We start from the raw sequence: 20048 nt of genomic DNA, 5'->3' as shown, positions 1-20048 counted from the left end.
GCTCGTTGGAGGCCTCGCTCAAGGCACCCAGGTCGTCTCCGGCGCTTCCTGCGCGCCACGCGGCGCGAAGACGACCTTCTTCGCCGGCGCCTTGTGCAATTCGCTGACTTCGAGCAGGCGCGTGACCTGTGCGATCTCGGTGACTTTTTCGAGGGTTTCAAGCCGCTCGAACAGCGGCGCGATATTCTCGCGCGGAAGGCTGCGGGCGGCGCAATCGTTGAACTTGTCCCACAATTCGCTGCTGCTCATCGGATTGTCGCCGCCGCGACCGACAAGATTGTCGACGCGCCGCGAGAGGCGGGTACCGTCCTTGAGCGTCACGATGACTTCCGCGCCCCATTGGTCCTCGGCATCGTCGGCCATATCGGGATGCGGGCTTGCGGTCGTGAGATCCAGCAGCCGTGTGATCTCCGGATCGAAATGCGCGTCGCCCTCAAAATCCTTCAGCCGAAGCACGCCATAGCGAAGCGCGCGCGCGACGACATACTGGACGCTGAATTTGGCTTGCAGCGACGTCTGCGGATGCGGATTGTTGGTATGGCGCAGGCGCCGGCCATGCGGCAGCACCTCGATGCGGCTGATGTCCGCGCCTTTGACCTTGTCCTCGCGCCGCAACTGGAGCGCCATGGCGATCGCTGGATGCGTGCTGCCGCAACAAGGGAATTGCTTGAGCGCGATCGATTTCGCCTCGATCTCCCACGGCGCGCCCCAGTTCTCAAAGAGCTTATCGGGGTCGAACGTGCCGGGCCCGTTGAAGACGTTGAGGAAACCTTGTTGATGCTCGAACACGTCGGTGGCGGCGTCAAACCCTCCCTCGGCCAGCAGGGCCGCAAGCAGGCCGTTGCGGCAGCACTGACCGATGTGGAGCGGCTTGGTCATGGTGCCGAAATTGGCCTTGAGGCCACCTGCGAGCGAGGCCGCCATGCACAGCGCCATCGTCGTCCTGGCATGATCGAGCTTCATGAGATGGCAGGCGGCCGCCGCGGTGCCAAAAATGCCGAGCGTCGCCGTCGGATGCCAGCCCTTGTCGTAGTGATGAAAATTGACAGCACGCGCCAGCCTGATCTCAACCTCGACGCCGATCACGTAGGCGGCAATCAGGTCTTCGCCGGTCCCGCCGCGCTCCTCTGCCAGCGCAAACAGCGTCGATACCAGCGGCACCGAATGATGACCGCCCATGATGCCGCTGAAATCATCGAAATCGAGCGCGTGCGACGCCGTGCCGTTAACGTGCGCGGCGTCGAGTGCGCTGGTGCGCCGCGCTGAGCCGAAAATCAGCGCGGGTCCGGGCGCCGTCGCGACACCCGGGGTCTTGAGGAGGATCTGCGTGCAGGGTTCCGGATAGCCGGCCAGGGTCACGCCGATCGCATCGAGAATGCAGGCTCTTGCCGACGCGACCGCTCCCTTTGTGAGCTGACGCTTCTCGAAGGCCAACACCCGCTGGGCCAGATGCTGGAGCAGCGTGGTTCCGGACGAAGCGTGCTCTGCCGAACTTGCCTTCGACGATGCAACAGACGCGTCACTCATGTCGGTTCTCCCGTGTAGGCTTCAGTCCGCCGCTGCCGCGCTGCGTCCTGCAATCCGCCCGAACGTCGCGCCCGACACCAGACCGGTGCCCGCCGGATAATTGTCGTAGAACAGGCCGCCGACCATTTCGCCGCAGCAGAACAGGCCCTTGATCGGCCGCCAGTCGGTGCCGATCACCTGCGCCGTCTCATTCACCTTCAGTCCGCCGAAGGTGAAGGTGATGCCGCCGGTGGCGCTGTAGGCGTAGAACGGCGGTTTTGCGATTCGAAGCGCCCAGTTGGTTTTCTCCAGCGCCAGCCCCTTGCTGGAAAGACCATCCTTCTTGGTCGGATCGAAGCCGTCGTCCATATCGCGGGCGCACGAATTATATTCGTCGAGCGTCTTCAGCGCCTGATCCCTGTCGTCGAAGTCGAGTTTTTCAATGAGATCTTCCAGCGTGTTGGCAGTGATCGGCTTGCTGGTCTGGTAGCGCGGCTCCAGCAGGTGAACGACTCTGGAGTCGAAGATCTGCCAGGCCTTGGCGCCGGGTTCGGCCAGGATCGCGCGCCCGAACTTGGCATAGGTAAAGAGCGCACCGTCTTCGCCTTCATCGACGAAGCGCCGTCCCTTGCGGTTCAGCATGACGCCATAGACATAGCTTAGCCGGTTGCTGCGATCTGTGAGTTCGCGTGGTGCAAACTCGCCCCAATCCGCGCTGATCGGCGTGGCGTGGCAGCCGCTCCACTGTCCCCACGGCATGGCGCCGATGTTCATCGCCATCCGCAAACCGTCGCCCTGGTTGTGCGGCGTGCCCCGCACCTTCGCCGCACCGACCAGCGGACCGATATGCTGGGTGCGCATCTGTACGTTGGCTTCGAATCCACCGCAGCCCAGGATCACCGACCTGGCATTCAGGACCGAGACGCCGTCGTCATCACGCACCTTGACGCCGTTGATCCTGCCATCGTCGCCTACCAGCAGCTCGGTCGCCGCAGTTCCATAGCGAATTTCGATGCCGAGCCGCTCGGCGGTCGAGAACCAGCTCCGCGACAGGCCAACGCCTTCGTGTTCGGCGCGCACGACCAGGCCGCGCGCCCACACCATGACGTTGTCCTTCTTGACCGCGGAAAGCGTGATCGCCGGCTCCATCTTGATGCCCCCGACCTTCTTCATCCATTTCACGGTGTCGAACGAGTTGTGGACGAGCAGCTTCGACAACACCGGATCGGTGCGTCCGCTGGTGACGCGCATCAGGTCGCCGTGAAAATCCTCCTTCGAGTACGGCGATACGCCGTCATAGAAGTTCTCGTATTCATCCTCGACGTCAGGCAGCAATTCACCGATCTCACGGGGATCGTCAAACGCAAAGCGCAGCACGCCGCCGCTCCAATGCGTGTTGCCGCCGCGCATTTCCCGCGGCGCCTTCTCGATCACAACGACGCGCTCGGCACCATTCTCCTTGGCGGACACCGCGGCAGCCAGAGCGGCGTTGCCCGCACCAACGACGATGACGTCATACTTGTTCATTACTCAACTCCTGTGGGATTGACCTGGTGTGGATCGCAGCGAGGCGGCGATTGCGGCGCGTGCCTTTGCCGCCTCTTGTTCGGAATTATCTTTTGTCGGGCGTTTCTTTCCGGCTATCGATCCGATGTTGCGATCCGGCGCGGGCGGTCTCGGCCATCGCGCTGAGGCGCAGTTCGTAGCCGCGGCGGACGTGACGGCGGGCCAGCTCTTCGGCGGCAGCCTCGTCGCGCCGCGCGATGGCATTCGCGATCGCCTGGTGCTCTCCCAGCGCTTCCGTGATACGGCCGGGTGCCGCGAAGGTGGTGCGGCCCAGCAGTACGACAGAGTCATGCAGGTCCTGCAGACTCTTGATCAGGAACCGGTTGTGAGCGGCGCGGTAGATCTGCTCGTGGAAGAGAGTGTTTTCCCGGGCGTGGACTTTCGGGTCATCAGGCAATTGACGATGCGAATCCAGCATCGCCTGCAGCATGTGGATTTCGGTCGCGTCGGCAAAGCGTGCAGCCAGTGCCGCGGCAGTACCTTCAAGCCGCTCGCGCACATCGTAGAGTTCGGCCACCGCCCGAAGGTCGTGTTGCGCGACCGACAGCCCGCCGCCCGGCGCATGGACCAGCATGCCGTCGGATTGCAGGCGGCGCATCGCCTCGCGAATGGGTGTGCGGCTGACCTTGAGCCAGGCGCACAACTCCAGTTCGAGAACACGTTGGCCGGCTTCGAGTTGGCCTTCCTGGATCGCATTGCGGATGGCCCGATAGGCATGCTCGGCGAGCCCGCCGGCCGCCCGCGATGACGCGGAGCCCGGAAAGATCACAAGCGTGTCGTCCTCAGCAGTGTTGGAAATCGCGGCCTCCCAGAAAGCCAGATCGGAGCTTTCCGCTACGTATAACTATGTATACAAAGATATGCAAAGAGAATCTTAGGGGTGAAATGCCAACGGTTCAGCCAGGGGCTCGCCCCGCGGAGCGCAGTATTTTGGGCGTTGGCCCGCACGGGCCGCCAAGTCCGCACCCCCGGGCGGGCCGACATAACGGGTGTCGCTGACGCGCCATTCCCCGGGCCTGTTGCCGGCATGGCCGGCGGATGAACCTGTCTCGCTGGATCGGTGCCGATATTGTTGCGGCTCGGCGGTCTTGCCGTTGCGACGGCTGGCGCCGGACAGCGCGGTCCCCGCCCCGATGGCGGCGCTAACCAAATCGAAGCTCCATGCGGCCCGGCGGCGGGCACCGGCCAGGGATTCAGCACCGGCGTTGCCAACGCTACGCGCGTCAACGGCGTGGCGATGCACGTGCTGGATTCGAGCTGATGTGGAATCCGCCGAACCACGCCCGCTCCCGGCGGCTGCGCGTTCTGCTCGCTGGCGGCAAAGCGCGGACGTCTCACGCAGTAGCAGCGCAGCGCCTTAAGCCGTGTCGGCGCTTTGTGACGTCCGTCACGGTGAAGCTAACGCGCAAACCTATTCTGGCAATCACAGAATAAGGGGACAGGCAATGAACGCCACTCACTCACAGGCGTACCTGAATGGAATTGAGAAGATTGGTTGTCGTATCGATGAACTGCAGCGCCTGCTGCGTTTTACCGAAGGCCAGCGGGAAGCGCGAACAGCGGTCCGACAATTGAACCAATCGTCTCCGCTCCTCGGCAAGGATCGTATTCGTCTTTTCGATCGCGAATTTGACGACGCCCTTCACCGGGCTGTTTTCGCCGAAGTCGGTGATCTCCTTTTCGATCGTGATGAGATATTCGTAACTCGAAAGCTCCTCGGAAATCTGAAGCAGTTCCCGGATTGTCGACGTAATGCAATCGGCGTCGCCAGTGGAAATATCGGGTCGCTTGGCGGTCTGAACGAGATCACCCATCAAGTTCTGGAATAGCGGCTTTATGGCTTCGACCTTTTTGAAATCGCTTTCGCTGAGGACGCCGCTGCTGGACACGTTCGGCGCCAGCACGAGCATCGTGACGCCGAGGGCGAGCGGCCGCACCCATCCGCGACGCAGGCGGGTTATGGACCGACCATTGGCCGCGCAAGCGGGTTTCTTGCCGCCCCCCACCACTCTGCCCATCATTTTCCAGACGGCGGTTACGCCCATTGGATCAGCCTCGGACCTGGTCGCCAAGCATAGTTCGCGATTGCGTGCGCTGCTAGGGCGGACCGAACCTGGCCTGCGTCATTTTTGCACGACGAACGCGCGTTCCGGCGTGAGTGGGCAGGCCCGTTTGGTTGTTCTGCATCGGCTTTTGTGTATTATCTGCCCCGAGAGGAATAGAGCTGTGCGTGATGAGAAAAATCAGCGACTGCTCGCGGCTGGGGAGGCCGTCCCCGGTTTGGTTACGGACCCGGGAAAATGACCGATCTCTCGCAGCGGACATTTCGCGCCGTCGCGCTGCAGCGCGCCGCTTCGCCCGAACAGCTTGATCATCTCGTCCGCATTACCAGACCGTTTGACTGGATGCTGGTATTTGCCATTTGCATCGCCCTTATCGCAGCCGTCACATGGGGCATTGTGGGCCGCGTCCCTACCCGTGCTGAAGGCCAGGGCATTCTGATCAGCGGTGGCGGCCGCGTCGTCGAGGCGTCTTCTGCCGCCTCCGGCCGGCTGGCAACCATCAGCGTCATGGTCGGTGACCGCGTCACCCAGGGGCAACCGATCGCAGAGATCGTTCAGACCGACATCCAGCAACGCCACCAGGCTGCCGTCGAAGTTTTCCGCGAGAAGGAACGCCAGCACGCTGACCTGATCGACAAAACCAAGCGCGAGCTCGCGTCAAAGGCACAGAACTTTGCGAAGCTCGAAGCCGCGTTCAACCAGGTCATCAAGGCGACCACGCAGCGCATCGACTATCTGTCGAACGACGTCAAAACCCTCGAGGATCTGATGGCGAAGGGATTGACGACGCGGCGCACGCTTGAGGAGCGTCGCCGGGATCTCAACGACGCCCAACAGCGAAAAGAAGACACGTTCAATGAAATCCTGAAGATCCGGACGACTCAGACCGATCTGGAAACCCAGCGCGAACGCGAGAGCCAGACATCCGAGTTTGCCCTCAATGACGCCCGCCGGCAGATGGAATCCGCGGCGGGACTGCTGACCCAGAACACCCAGATCATCAGCCCGGTGGATGGTCGCGTGCTCGAAATCAAGGTCTCGGCGGGCGCCGTGCTTGCGGTCGGCGCACCCGTCGTCGCGATCGAAAGCGAAGGCCAGAAGCTGGAAGCCCTGATCTATATTCCCGCCGAGCGCGGCAAGAACGTCAAGCTCGGGATGCCGGTCCGCATCGAGCCAAGCACGGTAAAGCGCGAGGAATTCGGGACCATGGTCGGCACCGTGGTGACGATCTCGGACTTCCCGATGACGCCGCAGGGCATGGCAGCCGTCCTCCACAACGACAATCTGGTTACCCGGTTTTCAAAGGAAGGAGCCGCCTACGCCGCAACGGTCAGCCTGGAGCAGGACCCCGAAACCGTCAGCGGATACCGCTGGGCGGTTGGACAGGGGCCGCCGATCCGCCTCTCCAGCGGAACGCTGACGCGCGCGGAAATCACCACACGGCGGCAACGCCCGCTCGACCTGGTGGTGCCCCTCATCAGGCGGTTGACCGGAATTGATGGATAGCGCCCCGCCGCAGCAACCGCTTCCGCCGCAGTTCCGGCCGCCTTCCCTCTGGCACCGGTTCCGAAGGCTGTTTTGGCGCAGGAACGTCAAGAAGACGCCGACCATCCTTCAGATGGAAGCCGTCGAGTGCGGCGCGGCGGCGCTGGCGATGGTGCTCGCGCACCACGGCGCGTGGATTCCACTGGAGCAGCTTCGCGTTTCGTGCGGTGTCTCGCGCGACGGCAGCAAGGCAAGCAACATCGTCCGGGCGGCGCGCACCTTTGGCTTCGATGCCAAGGGTTTTCGCAAGGAGCCGACGACGCTGCACGAACTGCCGATGCCCTGCATCATCCATTGGAATTTCAATCATTTCGTGGTGCTCGAGGGGATCGACGGCAACGACGTTTACATCAATGATCCCGCGACCGGACGCCGGCGCACCGACATGGCCGAGCTAGATCTCGCCTTCACCGGCGTTGCGCTCACCATGGAGCCGACGGCTGAATTCCAGCGGTCGGGCAGCAAGCCGCAAGGGTTGCGATTGCTGCTGCGCGAATTGCGCTCCTCGAAGACCCCCGTCGGCCTGCTGGTGCTCGTAAGCCTGGCGCTGGTGGTGCCCGCCATCGTCGCTGCCGGCTTTTCAAAGATATTCATCGACAACATCCTGATCCAGCGCACCAGCAGCTGGTTCATTCCACTGCTGATCGGCATGGCCTTGACCGCGATCATCCGCGCGCTGCTGACGCTGGTGCGCCAATCGCTGCTGCTGCGGCTGCAGACCAAGCTTTCGGTCGTGATGGTGAGCCGCTTTCTCTGGCATGTCATGGCGCTGCCGGTCGAGTTCTTCACCCAGCGTCACGCCGGCGATATCTCCAACCGCGTGGGCGCGAACGAGCAGATCGGCCGCCTGCTCTCGAGCGGCGTCGCATCGAATGCGCTCAATCTGACGTCGATCATCTTCTTCGCCGCCGCGATGGCCATCTACGATCTCCCGCTGGCCATCATTGGCGTGAGCATGACGCTGGCGAATGTGCTGGCGTTGAAGTTCATCGGAGGGCGTCGCGAAGACCTCAGCCGCAGTCTCGCGCTGGAGCAAGGCAAGCTCGTCGGCTCCACCGTCAGCGCGGTGCGCAGCATCGAAACCCTCAAGGCCAGCGGACTGGAGGACGAGGCGTTCGGCCAATGGGCCGGCATCCAGGCCAAGGCCTTGAACGCCGAGCAGGAACTCGGCGCCTCGTCGATCTATCTCGATATGCTGCCGACGCTGTTCACGGGACTGACGGTGGCCGCGATTCTCGGCGTTGGCGGCCTGCGCGTCATCGAGGGATCGCTGACCCTCGGAGGCCTCGTCGCCTTCCAGTCGCTGATGGCAAGCTTCTCCGAACCGGTGACCGAACTCGTCAATTATTTCGGCAACGTGCAGACCATCAAGGGCGGGCTGGAGCGCCTCGAAGACGTCTACAATTATCCGCTCGGAAAGTCGGACAAGCCAACGATCGCGCCCGAGCGCTTTCCGCCAAAACTGACAGGCCGGGTCGAGCTCAGCAATATCAAGTTCGGCTACTCGATCCTGGAGCCGCCGCTACTGGACAACATCTCGATCGATATCCATCCGGGTTCGCGGGTAGCCCTTGTCGGCGCTTCCGGCAGTGGAAAATCGACCCTCGGAAAGCTGATTTGCGGTCTCTACAAACCTTGGGCTGGCGAGGTTCGCGTCGACGGATGGAATTTGCCGGAGATTCCGCCGCAGGTATTTGCGAACTCGATCACCTATGTCGACCAGGACATCTTCCTGTTCGAGGGGACGGCACGCGAAAACCTCACGCTGTGGGACTCGACCATCACCGAGGCCGACCTTTCGCAGGCATTGAAGGATGCCGTCATCCACGAAGACATCGCGACGCGAACGGGAAACTACGACTGCTATATCAACGAGGGCGGCACCAATTTCAGCGGCGGCCAGCGTCAGCGGATCGAGATCGCCCGGGCGCTGGTTTCCAACCCCTCCATCCTGGTACTCGATGAGGCCACCGGCGCGCTCGATCCGATCACCGAAAAGATCATCGATGACAATCTGCGGCGGCGCGGCTGCACCTGCATCATCATCGCGCACCGCCTCAGCACCATCCGTGACTGCGACGAGATCATTGTGCTGCAGCAGGGCAAGATCGTCGAGCGGGGCACCCACGAACAACTGATGGGCCTTCAGGGCACGTACGCAAGACTAGTGGCGCAGGAATGAGTGAATCTCTCCTCCAGCAGGCCCACGCGATGGCCAATCAGGAAGGGACCGCTCATCCGGCGGGCCACATCGCATTCGATGGACGGCATCCAAAGCTGCTTGATCACCGCGGCTACGCGCTCCAGATCACCGCGGGGCATGTCGATGTCTTCGCGGTCCGGCTTGTCGAAGGCAGCACCGACGGCGCCCGGCACCATCTGTTTCGAGCCGAGAGTGGCGAGATCATTCTCGATCTGCAGGAAGGCTTCAACCGGTCGGATCCGCAAATTCAAGTGCTCGCGGTCGGAAGCCCCGGCACCGAAGCCCTGCTTGTGCCGCGCATGGACGTTCAGTCCCTCGACCCGGTCACCACCTGGATCAGGCGGCTTGCGCGGCTGATCGCCGGACCCAACCCGAGCTGGGACATGCTCGAAGTCGCGAGCGATGGCGCGGCCGAAATCCCGGCGGGCGAACGACGCCGTGGTCCGGCGCGCAGCATTGTCTGGGTCTCCCTGCAAGCCGGGACGGCAAAGCCGATGGGGCTTGAACCGTCGAGCGCCGCTGATGGACCGCCGCTGCCGCTGACGTCGGGCATGTGGATCGAGGCGGGTCAATCGGGCTGCAGCACGCTCGGCAGTGAAACGATGCCGGACGCCGACCAATTGTGGCGCGCCATCGACCAGTTCCATCTCAGCGTGGCCAGCTGCATCAGGGAATATCTGGCCCGCGACGTCGAGCGGGAGGCACGGCGTCTCGTGCTTCGCACCGAATTGATCACAACGCAGACAGCGGAATCCTTTGAGCGCCTTTCCGACGTCGTCGTGCAGCGCTCCACCCACACCGAGATGGCGACGGACTCGGCGGACCCCCTGTTCAACGCCTGCCGGATCGTGGTGGAAGCGATCCGGATGCCATTCTCCGTCCCTGCCCGCTCCGTACTGGCCCAGGGCGGGTTCAATGGCGCTGTCGAGATTGCGCGCGCGGCACGGCTGCGGGTGCGCCGGACCCTGTTGCGGGGCGAGTGGTGGACCGAGGACGCGGGGCCGCTGGTCGCATGGCACGGCGAGGCACGCAATCCGGTCGCGCTCGTTCGCCGCGGAAACCGCCGCTATGTCATGCTCGACACAACAACGGGAACGCAGCGGCCGGTCGATCGCTCGGTCGCAATGGAACTGGCGCCGGAGGCGGTATCGTTCTATCCGGCGCTTCCGGCCCGCCCACTTCGGTTCCGGGATCTGCTGACCTTCTCGTTCCGGCACTCCACCGGCAGCTTCCTTCGCATCGCGATTGCGATCGTCGCGATCGGGTTGTTGTCGCTGGTGACGCCGCTGATCACCAACGTCCTCATCAATTCGGTGATCCCCCGCAGCGAACTCGATCAACTCACGTTTTGCGCCCTCGCCCTCGCCGTCACGGCCATCGCCATCGCCAGTATCCAGACGATGGAGGGGCTCGCGATGCTGAGAGTGGAAGGCCTGATGGATTGGCGGTTGCAGGCCGCGGTGATCGATCGGGTACTCAGGCTGCCGACGTCGCTGTTTCGCGAATACACTGTCGGCGATTTCGTCGACCGCTCGATGGGCATCGACGCGGCGCGCCGGGTCTTCACCGGGCGTGCGCTGCGCAGCATGCTGATGGGCGTGTTCGCCTGGTTCAGCATCGGCCTGATGCTCTACTATGATGTCAAGCTGGGGTTGATCGCGCTATTGCTGACGCTGATCCGGGCGCTGCTGATCATCGCCACCAGCGCGCTGCGCCTCTATTACGAAAACAAGTATTTTACCCAGCAGGGCAAGATCGACGGCTTCGTGCTGCAACTGATCGCCGGCATCGGAAAGCTGCGCGTCGCCGACGCGACCGCGCGTGCGCTCGCCGTATGGTCAAAGCAATTCGCCGGGCAGAAGCGCAATTTCATTTCGTCGCAGAAGGCCTCCAATGCCCTTGGCGTTTTCGAGACGGCGTATCCGCTGATCGCCACCCTCATCATCTTCGCGGCGGCGACCTATCTGAAGAGCAAGCTGCTGCTGGATGTCGGCGGCTTCCTGGCGTTTTTTTCCGCGTTCGGGCAGTCGATGGCGTCGATCGGCGCCTGGGCGTCCGGCATCAGCGAATCCCTGATCGCCATCCCCCGCATCACCCGCCTTCGGCCCCTGATTTCGGGGGCAGCCGAACTGTCGGATGAGCGGAAATCTCCCGGCGAACTGTCCGGAACGATCGAGCTGTCGCGCGTGACCTTCCGCTATACGCAAAGTGGCCCGCCGGTGCTCGAGAATGTATCGTTGCGAATCGCACAAGGCGAATACGTCGCCATCGTCGGTCCGTCAGGCAGCGGCAAGTCCTCGCTGTTCCGGCTGCTGCTGGGGTTCGAGAAGCCGGAATCCGGCACGGTATTCCTCGATGGCAAGGCCATCGACACGCTCGACATCAGCGCGGTGCGCCGTCAGCTCGGCGTCGTGCTGCAGAACGGCAAGCTGGCAACCGGCAGCCTCTACGACAATATTTGCGGTGGCGTCCAGCTGCCGCTCGACCAGGCCTGGGAGGCGGCGCGGCTCGCCGGTCTGGAGGACGACATCAAGGCGATGCCGATGGGCATGAACACCGTGGTCGCCGAAGGCGTCAATACGCTGTCCGGCGGCCAACGGCAGCGCATCATGATCGCCCGCGCGGTCGCGCGCCGGCCGCGTGTTCTGCTGTTTGACGAGGCGACAAGCGCGCTCGACAATCAGTCGCAGGCGATCGTCAGCAACTCGCTCGGCAACCTCAATGTGACGCGGATCGTCATTGCGCACCGGCTCTCCACGGTCCGCCAGGCGGATCGCATTATCGTGCTGGTCGATGGCAAGGTGGTGCAGACCGGAAGCTATGACGAGCTCAGCAACACGCCGGGAATGTTTGCTTCATTCGCCAAGCGCCAGTTGCTTTAGTGATATGAATCACCCGGCGGGAACGTCGTTTCGCAGCGTGACGCCAGTCACTGCGCGAGGCCGCGCGCGGATCCTAATCTCCTGACCATAGACGAAGCGGATCATCCCTTCGCTACAAAACAGGAGACGACCATGAACCACGACCTTCTCAACGACGAAGCGCTTTCCATCGTTAGCGGCGGCAAACCTGCCGGCGGGCACGGCAGCGGCACCGGTGGCGGCACCGGCGGCGGCGGCGGCAACGGCACCGGCGGGGGCGACGGCCTCGGCTGGCTCCGTAACCTCATCCGCAACATCTTCCCCTTCTAAACGCTGAAGGCGTTGACAGTACGGAAGAGACCGCCTCCACAGGCGGTCTCTTTTGTTCTGAACGGTCGTTGCAGTGCCGCATCGCGTTTTGCTGCGCAGCAACGATCGGCCTTTACCGCCTGTCCGGAGCCACGCCCAGCCATCGACAGTTGCCGCAGCAAGCGACGCGGACCTTGATATCGCTCGCAGTCCAGCCCCTTCGGCGATAGCATCACAGCCTCGCAGTGGAAGGCGCCGATGAGTAAGCCAGGTCCGGTATTTGCGTGGGGAAGGCTGTCGGAGGACCTCGCGTTGTTCAAGGCGCTCTCGCCGGAGCAGCGATTCAAGACCTTTGATGCCATGGTCCGGCAAGACCTCGTCCGCGGCGAAATGCTGGTGGCGCAGGGCGACCCTGCCGACTCGCTCTACATTGTGTTGCACGGCGCCCTCGCGGTACGCCGAACCGGCGACTCCCTCCCGATCGCCGAACTGCGCGCCGGAGAACTGGTCGGTGAGATCGGGTTCTTCGCCAACCTTGCCCGTACCGCCAATGTGATCGCCATCCGCGACACCAGCGTGCTCGTGCTGACGCGCGCCGCCTACCAAAGCCTCGCGGAGAACACGCCGGCGATTGCCGAGGCGCTGCTTGCAGCGCTCGCGCTTCGGTTTGCGAAGCGAACGGAACAGATTCCAACGACGCGCACCTCGCCGATGGCGCGCACGGTGGCGCTGATCGATGGTGGCTATGAGCCGATTCCAGCCGCCTTTTATCGACGCATGCGCGAGAGCCTCGGCGGGACCAACGCCCAGATCGTCGACCCAGCCCGCGTCAGCTCGATGTTTCCCGGCCGGGCACTGGATGCCCCCGAAGTCACCGACTGGCTCAACAAGCTCGAACAGGTTTCGCCGCTCGTGATCTATCTCGGCAGCGGTGAGGTGCCGGCCTGGACGCGGAAGGCGATCCGGCAGGCGGACATGGTGGTGCTGGCATGTCGCGGAGATGCGCCTGCGGAAGGCCTGACCGAAATCGAAACCTTCGCCTGCCAGGTGCATCCGGTGTCGGCCCGGCGGATCGTGCGCATCCATGACCGGCGCAGCGGCGAAGTCAGCGGCACCACGGCGTGGCTCGCGCGCCTGCCCTGCTTCATGCACCACCACGTCGCGCTCGAGGATCAGCTCGACATCGACAGCCTGATCCGTTTTCTGTCCGGGCGTGCGATCGGATTCGTGGCCGCGGGGGGCGGAAGCTTCGGATTCGCCCATGCCGGCATCTACAAGGCATTTCGCGAACTCGGCGTGACGTTCGACATCTTTGCCGGCACCAGCGTCGGCTCCGCCATGGCCGCCGGATTCGCCAAGAACTTCGAGGCTGACCGTCTCGAACGCGGCGCCCACGAGATCTTCGTGAAGAGCCGCAGCTTCCGCCGCCCGACCTGGCCGCGATACGCGCTGCTGGATCACAAGGCGTTCGATCGCGCGCTCGCCGAACAATACGGGGCGGAGTGCAGGATCGAGGATTGCTGGCGGCCTTTCGCGGCGGTCGCAACCAACCTTTCGACGCACTGCCTCGAACTGATCCAGTCGGGGTTGCTCTGGGAGGCGGTGCGCGCATCGAGCGCCATACCCGGGCTGTTGCCGCCCTTCTACACCAAGGACGGTGCGATGCTGGTCGACGGATGCCTGATCGATAACGTCCCGCTGGACCCGATGCATCAACTCAAGAGCGGCCCCAATCTGGTCGTGCATTTCGGCGAACCCGAGGTCGAGACGTTTGACGTCGACTACGCGGCGCTGCCCGGCCGGCTGGAACTGGCTGCCGCGATGCTCGTGCCGTTCCGCAAGAAGCTGCTTCCGGCGGCGCCCAACGCGGTCAACGTGCTGTGGCGGAGCCTCGTCGCCCATCAGCGCTATGATACAATCCCGGCCGCACCGCTCGATCACGTCATGCGGCCACCGATTCCGGCCGGAGTAGGCGTAACCGAATTCGAACGCCACACCGAGATTTTCGACTCAGCCTATCTCTGGGCGCGGGAGCGCATCACAGCGCTCGAAGCGGAGGGCAATTCCGCTATTGCCGCCATTCTTGGAAGCGGTGCGCCGACCAGGCTGTGAGTGCCGCATCTGTCTACGTCGACAGCACAGCCCGCAACTCCGCGGCCAGCAGGCGCGGAACGGGGTCGCCGGGACACTCCGCGGCCAAGCCCTCAAACAACTGCGCCGCGCCAGCCTTATCGCCTTCGATCAACCGATATGCCGCAATGTATCGTTCGCGCCAATCCGCCGAGGCCTCCGGCGGCCAGGGTTCAAAAACCTCGACGGGCACGTCAAGGCCGCGCAGTGACGCGACACCGAGCGGCCTGAACAGGGTTGTCGTGCAGCGCGCGGCCGCGAATGGGCCGACACAGATGGTCGATCCATAGCGCTTGTTGAGCGCCTCCAGGCGCGCCGCCGAGTTGATGGAATCGCCGTGGGCAGTGTAGTCGAGCTTTGACTTGATCCCGATATCGCCGACAATGGCTTCACCGGTTTCGATACCGATACGCGTGCGGCCAAAGCCGATGTGGGACGGTTCGTTCCGTGACTGGAATTCCTTCGCCCATATCCGGATCTCCTCGGCGCAGTCGAGCGCGCGTTGCGGGTGATCCCTGAGATCGAGCGGCGCGTTGAAGAACGCGTGCACGGAGTCGCCGACGATCTTGTCGACCATCCCGCCATGCTTCATCACAATGGCCGCCATCCCTTCAATATATTCGTCGAGCACGGCGACAAGCTGTTCGGGTCCTGCGCGATGCGTCATCGCGGTAAAGTCCTCGATGTCGGTCCACAGCGCGGTGATCTCGCGCTTCTCGCCGCTCAACTTCAGGAGGCCCGGATTCTCGGCGATCCGCTTCACAACCGCCGGCGCCAGATGTTGCTCGAAGCGGCTCCGGATACGAGCTTCACGACGGGCCACCAGCGCGTAAGAGCTCACGGAGGATGTCATGAAGACGAACAGGCCTCCTATGGACGGCATCATGGGATCGATCAGCCGATCCCCGACCAGAGACGCGAGGATCGCCCCCGACCAGAGAGCCGCCAAAGCGGTCAGGCCGACGAAGGCACCCAACACCGGCGACAAAGCGGACGCCGCGACCACGGCTATCAATCCCATGATCAGGGTCAAAGCAAAACCTAACGGGACGGCTTGCGGCGCCCGGCGCGCGTAAATCTGCTGGATGGCATCGGCCTGAATCTCGACCGATGGGACAAGCGGATCCGTTGCCGTTTCGCGCAATCCGCCAAGCTCCGGCGCCGACCCGCCGATCAATACAATAGCGCCGGCAAGCCGCGCGCGTTGCACAGCGTTGTTGTTGACGACGTCAGCCGCGGAGATCGTGCGCGCCTCGCGTTTGCGGATATCGGCGCCGGCCAATCGCAACAGGCCGTCGGCGGGCAGTGGCACTTCGAGATCGCCGACGATGATCCGCTGCGGGTTGGCATCGACGGAATAGGCCGGCGAGCGCTCAAACAGCCGGATCGCTTCCAGCGCCAGGCCCGGTCGCGTCGCTTCGCCGGCGCCGACGAGGAGCGGCACGCGCCTGATCCTGCCATCTGCGTCTCCGGGCAACGAAAGCGCGCCAAGCCCTTTCGCCGCGTCGACCAGCGGCGACACCGGCCCAAGGCCGCCGCTCATGCGCCAGAGGCCATCCAGCACGACCGGGTGGCGTGCGAGAACCGGCACCCCTGGGACGGCGTCGGCCTTGTCGGCATCGAGAACAAATCCGAGCGCCACCGGAACGCTCTTCATCGCCGCGGCGAGATGCTTGTCGCCGTCGAGAAGACCGCCAGCGAGCGCGCTGATATCCTGATTACCGGTGAGAGAGCCGAGCTGTCGCGCCAGCGCCGCTGGAGAGCGGGTATCCACCTGTGTAAAGAGGACATCGATTCCAACGACGGCCGGCTTGCCACTGGCCACCGCTTCGATGAGGCGCGCCATCGTCTCGCGCGGCCACGGCCACGGCCCCAAATCGTCGAGCGTGCGCCGGTCGATATCGACAACGACGACCGGAACAGCGCTTGCTGTCTCTTGCGGCTTCGATCGGCGGATCTGCCGGTCGGCTGCAAGCACCACGTCGAATGCCCTTTCACGAGATACGTTCCGCCATTCCCTCGGCATCAACAATAGGGCGGCGAGGAACAGCGCGAGCGCTAGAAGTCCGGCAATCAGGCCTGAATGAGTCTTGCCCAGCCGGCTAAGCATGAGACCCGTCAACTTCGGCGAGCTTGAGCGGATCGCAGAAGATTCGGTCTAGCGTGCGGCCAATAGCGCCGACTTCCTCCAGCTTGCCCAGCGCCTCGTTGATCTTGGGACGACTGGCGCCGAGCAGCAAGGCGAGTTCGCCCTGTGACATGCCGAGATCAAGCGGCAGCCGCTTTCCCGGCACCGGCTTGCGGTCGCCAATCGCGACCAGGAAAAAGCGCGCCAGCCGAACATGCATCGGATGAAGCGCGATCGACTCAAGTTGTCCGCTGGTGTCCCGCAGCCGGCTGCAGAGAAACGATATCAGCCGCTCGGACAGCACCGGCCGCGCGGTCCAAAGCTTGCGAAAATCCTCCTTGTCGAGCCGATAGGTCGTCACCGCCGTGAGGGCGGTAGCATCGGCGCTCCTTGTGCCGCCATCAAGCGCCGCAATTTCACCGAGCAATTCGCCCGCTGTCGCATGCCGAAAGCTCAATTCGCGACCATCCTCGGTGGCGATCGCCAGTCGCACACGTCCTTCCGCGACGAGGTAAAGGCCCGTCGCGCGCTCGCCGCGCGTAAACAGCGCCTGTCCCTTTTTGAATTTGGCTTCGCGAAAGGACGGAATACAGGCCTCGAGATCCTCGACAGCCAGACCCTTGAAGAGTTCGGTTTTCGACAGAAGAGAAACGAGAGTATCTTTGCTGGACATTTGTCGCCTGAATGAAAGGCCTCGGTTTGCAATGATTTGACGTCAGACCGGAAAATCTCACCGCGTCTTCAGGATCTCCATCGTGAAGTTTTCCTGCATGCCGTGCGAATTGATCAGAGAAGCTAACTAACGCTGTCCAAAGCGCCGCGAATCCGCTCCGTGCCCCACTTGGTGGCCGCGGAGGGTTTCGAACCCGGAGTGGCCAGGTTTGTCCCCTCTCCCGCCTGAAGCACGACCTCGCTCCCACCTCCGGAAACAGTGACCGTGCCGTGGTCGACAAACACGCCAAAAACGCCATTGCTCGGCCCGGCAAAGAATTTCGTGCCGCGGACGGCTATGAGTCCGTAGGAACTCCTGATCTTCATTGGGACGGGCCGGCTCCCACTCGGCCGGTCAAAAAGCATCGGACCAGACTGCAGCGAGATTTCGCCTCCGGTCGTCGAAAGAAACTGGTCAATGACCAGTTGCGCCTTTTCGCCGAGCTTGATCGTCGTGTCCTCGCCCATCAACATCGTCAGCCGGGAGGATGGCCCCGTCCCGACGCGATCACCGACAAAAAGCGAGGATGCTTTCTGCAAAGGCCGCTGCTGGCTGCTCGCATCGACAAACGCCTCGCCCTTCACCTCTTCGACGCGGCCGGCAGGATCGGCGGCGCGCACTGGCGAACTGAGGGCTGCTGACGCAAGCAGCGTGCCGACGAAGCCCAAGACCTCTCGTCGATCGAACGGATGCCCGAAGTATCGCCGCGATCCCTGAAGCATGAAACGCATCGTACAATCCGCTCTATTGCGGGATTGATGCTAGCGGAGCAGCCAAGTCCAGGCAACCGGAAGCCACAATGGCAGGCTTCCAGTGTGATCTCACTACCGAACTGCCGATCAGCTCAGGAGCAATCGTAAACCAAATGGATGACACGCGGCCGCGACCGATGTTCTCGAGCCCGCATCGAGCGCGTTTGGATGCTGCCGCGACAAATCGCTGCGACAAATTGCAGCGCCGGCTTCCTCAAGTCTGAATCTATGTCACCCGCATGCGGGAGAGAGACGCCGAACAGCCCCCAAGGCTCTCGAGGGCTTAACAATTGCCAGCCCCGCCAGCTCACTTCACTCCTATATAGTTCCTTATTTCCAATATGTTATCGGGCACGCAAACACTCGAATGCTCGCTGCCTTGAGCTGTTCCCCAGGGAACAGCGGGGTAAAGCGCCGTCCCCTATTCTGTACCGCCGACGTGAGGGCAGCGATAACCGCTGCCGGTCGGACGAAATGGAGAAGTCATGATCACCCGGCCCAGCAACACCCACAGCCAACTCGGCGACAACGAACCCAATGCCGTCGTCGGCGGTCACCGCAAGTTTCACTATAAAACGATGAACGGCCGCACCTATGCCATCGGCTACGTCAACGGCCGCACCCTGATGGTGAGGGTCGACTGATTAGCCAGCCGAGGATACGGCCGTCATCATCACCGTATTCTTGCAGGTTGATGGTTCGCTTGATGCAGGCAAAAGAGAATGGGACAGCAATTCGCTGTCCCATCCTTTGCGCTGTTTGACGGACGCTTTCAGCGACGCCTTCCGCGGCACCTCAGCGATCTCGACGATGCCGCCTCGGCAGCTTGGGCGTCGAGCCCTTCCGAGCGATAGCGCGAACCGTCATGCGCGTTCGAGCAAACCGGCAAGGCGCGGATCGCTGTACTTCTTGGCGACTCCAGCACGGCGCAGGTCCTCCGCATACAACTCCAGCAGAGAACGGATGACATCGGGATGCTTTGCCGCCACGTTGGTCGTTTGCTTCGGATCGGCGTTCAAATCGTAGAGTTCGACCGGTTCGCTCGGTGTCGCATAGAGCAGCGACCATTGTTCCGTCGTGATGGTGACAGGTTGCCATTCGACCACCGTCCGCATCAGGTCGTCGACCACTTCGACCGTCTCGCCGGGATTGGCGAGCGGCAGAGCCGTCAGCACGTGATCGCGCCCTTCGAAGGGCTGGCCGTGGACGGCGGGAAGCAGCGAGAGCCCCTGCATCTCCGCCTGGCGCGGCAGGCCGGCCATGTCGCAGATCGTGGGAGCGAGGTCGAGCGCGCAGGTCAGCTTGTTGGTTCGTCCGGGCTTTGCGCCCGGCACATGGATCAACAGCGGCACCCTGGCGATCTCCTCATAGAGCGGCGAACGCATCCACGTCGCTTCGCCGGGCGCCCTGCGGACCATCTTGCCCATCAGCCCGTGCTCTCCCAGCAGGAAGCCGTGGTCCGAGACGAAGATGATGGCGGTGGAGTCCTCGATGCCGAGATAGACAAGTTGGTCGAGCAGATGCCCGATCCAGCGATCGACCAGTTCGAGCTCGCCGCTATAAAGCGCGCGCGCCACCGCGATGTCGCGATCCGTCATGCCGTGCTTCTTGCAGTCGCCATAGGGCGGGTGCACGCGTTCGCCGTCATAGTCAGGAAGATAGTGTCTGACGTAGTAGGCCGGCGGGTCCCACGGTTCGTGCGGATCCCAGGTGTCGACCAGCGCAAAGAATTTATCCTGGTAGATTTCCTCCAGGCACTTGGCTGCCTGCACCATGGTGAGCGGCGCCGGGCAATCCATCTCGCCGGTGCGCGGATCGGGCTTCACCTTGCCGGTGATCGGCCATTGCGGAAGCTTGCCTTCGCCCTGGCGCTTGGTCTTGTTGGGTGCGGTGTAGGAGCTGTAATGCGGCGTTCCCAAGAGCTGGGATTTCATGTCGTAGAAGAAGTTGAAGCCGCGATCATATGAATAGCCGTTGACCTGGTAGAACGGCGTGTCCACCACGCCGAGCGTCGTGTAACCCGCTTCGGTCAATGAGGTTGCAATCGAGCGATCCGCGCGCGGCAGCGCACCCCAGCCGACTCCGGCAAAGGCGGGTTTGCCGGTGAGATAGTCGTAGCGCGCAGGCACCGTCGGAAAGCTCGACGCATAATAACGATCGAAGACCATCGATCGCGCAGCGAGCCGATCGAGATTGGGAGTTCGGACGTGGCCCCCGTTGTAGCCGAGCATGTCCCAGCGGACAGTGTCGGATACGATCATCAAAATGCGCTC

At 63.0% G+C, this 20048-nt stretch carries 14 protein-coding genes; 6 read left to right on the top strand and 8 right to left on the bottom strand.

Annotated features, from left to right (window positions below):
- Positions 1–18: 18 nt before the first annotated feature.
- From JQ629_RS20205 to JQ629_RS20190, 4 genes are all read right to left on the bottom strand, one after another.
- Positions 19–1527 (bottom strand): MmgE/PrpD family protein, encoded by a 1509-nt coding sequence (locus JQ629_RS20205; protein ID WP_212414152.1) that lies wholly within the window; start codon positions 1525–1527, stop codon positions 19–21.
- A 21-nt stretch (positions 1528–1548) separates the two neighbouring features.
- Entirely contained in the window at positions 1549–3033 is a 1485-nt protein-coding gene (tcuA, locus tag JQ629_RS20200; RefSeq protein ID WP_212414151.1) for an FAD-dependent tricarballylate dehydrogenase TcuA, read from the bottom strand.
- An 85-nt stretch (positions 3034–3118) separates the two neighbouring features.
- Entirely contained in the window at positions 3119–3841 is a 723-nt protein-coding gene (locus tag JQ629_RS20195) for a GntR family transcriptional regulator (protein ID WP_212414150.1), read from the bottom strand.
- Positions 3842–4532: 691 nt separating this feature from the next.
- Positions 4533–5117 carry a hypothetical protein gene (locus JQ629_RS20190; RefSeq protein ID WP_249135167.1) on the bottom strand — a complete coding sequence of 195 codons (585 nt, stop codon included), beginning with the start codon at positions 5115–5117 and terminating at the stop codon, positions 4533–4535.
- Positions 5118–5372: 255 nt separating this feature from the next.
- On the opposite strand from JQ629_RS20190, the gene JQ629_RS20185 reads away from it, so the two are divergent.
- The 5 genes from JQ629_RS20185 (at position 5373) to JQ629_RS20165 (ending at position 14165) form a co-directional block, all read left to right on the top strand.
- Positions 5373–6641: an NHLP bacteriocin system secretion protein gene (locus JQ629_RS20185; RefSeq protein ID WP_212034809.1), complete on the top strand. Its 1269-nt coding sequence runs from the start codon at positions 5373–5375 to the stop codon at positions 6639–6641.
- On the top strand, positions 6634–8862 hold the full coding sequence (locus tag JQ629_RS20180; protein WP_212414149.1) for an NHLP family bacteriocin export ABC transporter peptidase/permease/ATPase subunit: 2229 nt from the start codon (positions 6634–6636) through the stop codon (positions 8860–8862). Before JQ629_RS20185 ends, JQ629_RS20180 begins: the two co-directional genes overlap by 8 nt.
- Positions 8859–11765 carry an NHLP bacteriocin export ABC transporter permease/ATPase subunit gene (locus tag JQ629_RS20175; protein ID WP_249135166.1) on the top strand — a complete coding sequence of 969 codons (2907 nt, stop codon included), beginning with the start codon at positions 8859–8861 and terminating at the stop codon, positions 11763–11765. Before JQ629_RS20180 ends, JQ629_RS20175 begins: the two co-directional genes overlap by 4 nt.
- 132 nt (positions 11766–11897) lie before the next feature.
- Positions 11898–12074 carry a hypothetical protein gene (locus JQ629_RS20170; RefSeq protein WP_211998660.1) on the top strand — a complete coding sequence of 59 codons (177 nt, stop codon included), beginning with the start codon at positions 11898–11900 and terminating at the stop codon, positions 12072–12074.
- Positions 12075–12311: 237 nt separating this feature from the next.
- Positions 12312–14165: a patatin-like phospholipase family protein gene (locus JQ629_RS20165; RefSeq protein WP_212414148.1), complete on the top strand. Its 1854-nt coding sequence runs from the start codon at positions 12312–12314 to the stop codon at positions 14163–14165.
- A 13-nt stretch (positions 14166–14178) separates the two neighbouring features.
- On the opposite strand, the gene JQ629_RS20160 is transcribed toward JQ629_RS20165, so the two are convergent.
- The 3 genes from JQ629_RS20160 to JQ629_RS20150 form a co-directional block, all read right to left on the bottom strand.
- Entirely contained in the window at positions 14179–16293 is a 2115-nt protein-coding gene (locus tag JQ629_RS20160) for a CHASE2 domain-containing protein (protein ID WP_212414147.1), read from the bottom strand.
- Positions 16286–16984: a Crp/Fnr family transcriptional regulator gene (locus tag JQ629_RS20155; protein ID WP_212263861.1), complete on the bottom strand. Its 699-nt coding sequence runs from the start codon at positions 16982–16984 to the stop codon at positions 16286–16288. Before JQ629_RS20155 ends, JQ629_RS20160 begins: the two co-directional genes overlap by 8 nt.
- A 122-nt stretch (positions 16985–17106) precedes the next feature.
- Entirely contained in the window at positions 17107–17754 is a 648-nt protein-coding gene (locus tag JQ629_RS20150; protein WP_212263860.1) for a FecR family protein, read from the bottom strand.
- A 506-nt stretch (positions 17755–18260) separates the two neighbouring features.
- On the opposite strand from JQ629_RS20150, the gene JQ629_RS20145 reads away from it, so the two are divergent.
- The gene (locus tag JQ629_RS20145; RefSeq protein WP_212414146.1) at positions 18261–18419 is read left to right on the top strand and encodes a hypothetical protein; all 159 of its coding nucleotides are present in this window, start codon (positions 18261–18263) and stop codon (positions 18417–18419) included.
- Positions 18420–18638: 219 nt separating this feature from the next.
- Here the strand turns inward: JQ629_RS20145 and JQ629_RS20140 are convergent, their stop codons facing one another.
- Positions 18639–20036, bottom strand: coding sequence for a sulfatase family protein (locus JQ629_RS20140; RefSeq protein WP_212414145.1), 1398 nt, complete (start codon positions 20034–20036; stop codon positions 18639–18641).
- Positions 20037–20048 lie beyond the last annotated feature (12 nt).

The sequence above is a fragment of the Bradyrhizobium sp. AUGA SZCCT0222 genome (assembly GCF_018130205.1).
Classification (GTDB): domain Bacteria; phylum Pseudomonadota; class Alphaproteobacteria; order Rhizobiales; family Xanthobacteraceae; genus Bradyrhizobium.
The sequence above is the reverse complement of the archived record's forward strand: the minus strand, read 5'-3'. Positions and strand labels throughout refer to the sequence as shown.